A 2,637-nucleotide genomic window follows, 5' to 3' on the forward strand; every position below is an offset into this window, starting at 1 on the left:
GGATCGTTCGGTTCGATGACGGCGCCGCTGTCGGTGGTGCCGAAGCAGTAGCGGCACCACAGCGCGGACTCCAGCGCGAGGCCGGCGACGCCCTTGCCCGCCGTCAGCCGGTCGGCGATGGTCGGAATGATGAATTTCGGCTGCCGGTTGGAGCCGTCGAGGCAGAGCCGGCGGATGGTGTCGCCGATCTTTGGATTGGAGAAGCGGCGCTCGATGAGCTGGTAGTAATCCTCCAGCACCGTATCCGGCACCGGCGGCACGGTCGGGATGATCTCGTCGCGTTCCAGCTTGGCGAGGAAACCGCGAACCAGGGGCTCCTGCATCGCCTCATGCACGAAATGGATGTCCATCAGCCCGGCCGGATAGGCGATCGTGGCATGGCCGCCATTGAGGATGCGGATCTTCATCAATTCGTAGGGCGCGACGTCCTTGACGAACTGCACGCCGACCTTTTCCAGCGGCGGCCGTCCGGCGGTGAAATGATCCTCCAGCACCCATTGCCGGAACGGCTCGCAGAACACCGGCCAGTTGTCCTCCAGCCCGAAATCGCTGGCGAGGATGCCGCGCTCGCGGTCGGTGGTGGCCGGCGTGATGCGGTCGACCATGCCATTTGGAAAGGCGACGTTGTCCTTCACCCAGGTGGCGAGAGCCTCGTCGATCAGCCGCGCCAGGCCGATGACGCCGTCGGAGGTGACGTGGCCGTTATGGGGGATGTTGTCGCAGGACATGACGGTGAACGGCACGATGCCGTCGGCGCGACGGCGCACCAGCCCGGCAAGGATGAGGCCGAACACGGTCTTCGGCGTGGCACCTGCTTGCGCGTCGGCGACGATGTCGGGGTGGGTCGGATTGAACTCGCCGGAAGCCGGATCGATGAAATAGCCGCCTTCGGTGATGGTCAGCGAGACGATCCGGATCGCCGGGTCGGCGAGCTGTTCGATGATCGCGGCGGCTTCGCCCGGCATCAGGAAATCGATCATGCCGCCGGTGACGCGGGCGCTCATATGGCCGGAGTCCTGCTCGACCACCGTGGTTAGCCAGTCCTGCTCCTCGAGCTTGGCGCGGCCGATCTTCTCGCCCGCGAAGACGCCGGCGCCGATCAGCGCCCAATCATGGCCAAGGCCCGCGTTGAACAGGTCGTCGAGATAGACGGCCTGGTGCGAGCGATGAAAGTTGCCGACGCCGAAATGTACGATGCCGGCCTTAAGCCCGGCGCGGTCATAGTTCGGACCGGAGACGTTCGGGGGGAGCTTGGCAAGGTTTGAGGAAGAGAGTTTAACGGTCATCTGCTTTACCCTTTGGCCGATACATGGCCTGACAATTCCCCCGATCCCTCGAGAGAAGGAGCGGCGGTGAGGGGCGGCATCTGCCTGCCAGCATTCTGCTGCCCCTCGCCTGCCCCGGCGGCGGCCTCTCCCCGGAGGCAGGGAGAGGCGCCTTCCCCCTCAACTCATCCCCGTCAACTCATCCATTGGCCGCCATCGACATTGTAGGTCTGGGCGACGATGTATTCGGCCTCTTCGCTGGCCAGGAACACGGCCATGCCGGCGAGGTCTTCCGGCCTGCCCATGCGCCCATATGGCACGCCCTCACCAACCAGCCGCTTCTTCTCGCCCTTCGGCCGGTTCTCGTATCTGGCGAACAGCGCATCGACCTGGTCCCACATGTCGCTGTCGACGACGCCGGGAGCGATGCCGTTGACGTTGATGCGGTGCTTGATCAGGTCGAGCCCGGCCGACTGGGTGAGCGAGATGACGGCGGCCTTGGTGGCGCAGTAGACCGCGACCAGCGGCTCGCCACGGCGGCCGGCCTGGCTTGCCATGTTGATGATCCGGCCGCCCTTGCCCCCGGCGATCATCGAACGGGCAGCCGCCTGCAGCATGAACAGCGTGCCGGCGACGTTGACCGAAAACAGCTTGTCGTAGCTCGCCCTGGTTATCTCGACGATCGGCGCGAGGTCGAAGATGGCGGCGTTGTTGATCAATATGTCGAGGCCGCCGGTCCTGGTCTCCACCGCTTTCACCGCCGCCTCGATGGAGGCCTGATCGGTGACGTCGAGCTTGACGGCGTAGGCCTTGTCGCCGATAGCGGCCGCCGTCCTTTCGGCGGCCGCCAGATCGATGTCGGCAACCGCCACTGTCGCACCCTCGCGCGCGTAGGCTTCGGCGAACGCCTTGCCGATGCCGCGCGCCGACCCGGTGATCAGCGCCGATTTGCCTTTGAGCCTCACCGGGCCATCGCCTTGCCGTCGGGCCCGAAGCGATGCAGCTTGGTCTGGTCCGGCGTCAGATAGATGGTGTCGCCATGATGGACGCCGAGCTCGCCGTCGGCGCGCACCGTCAAGGTGCCGACGCCGTCGGCCTGGACATGCAGGAAGGTGTCGGAGCCGAGATGCTCGGCGACGCCGACGGTCGCCTTCCAGTCGCCCGCCGTGGTCGAGATGTTCATGTGCTCGGGCCGGATGCCGATGGTCTTGGCGCTGTATTTCGCCGCCGGCGCGCCTTCGATCAGGTTCATCTTCGGCGAACCGATGAAGCCGGCGACGAACAGGTTCTTCGGCGTCTTGTAGAGCTCCATCGGCGAGCCGACCTGCTCGACATTGCCGGCGTTGAGCACGACGATCTTGTCGGCCATGGT

General features: G+C 65.5%; 3 protein-coding genes. All 3 read right to left on the reverse strand.

The window, feature by feature from the left end; genetic code table 11:
* Positions 1-1,286 (reverse strand): mannitol dehydrogenase family protein (locus EN742_RS31155; protein ID WP_148670383.1); only part of this gene is annotated, 1,286 nt, incomplete at its 3' end.
* Between the two features lie 173 nt (positions 1,287-1,459).
* Entirely contained in the window at positions 1,460-2,230 is a 771-nt protein-coding gene (locus EN742_RS31160) for an L-iditol 2-dehydrogenase (protein WP_126057036.1), read from the reverse strand.
* On the reverse strand, positions 2,227-2,637 hold a 411-nt coding region (locus EN742_RS31165), incomplete at its 5' end, for a TOBE domain-containing protein (RefSeq protein WP_148670384.1). The genes EN742_RS31165 and EN742_RS31160, both read right to left, overlap by 4 nt.

Source organism: Mesorhizobium sp. M4A.F.Ca.ET.020.02.1.1 (assembly GCF_004022645.1).
Classification (GTDB): Bacteria; Pseudomonadota; Alphaproteobacteria; order Rhizobiales; family Rhizobiaceae; genus Mesorhizobium.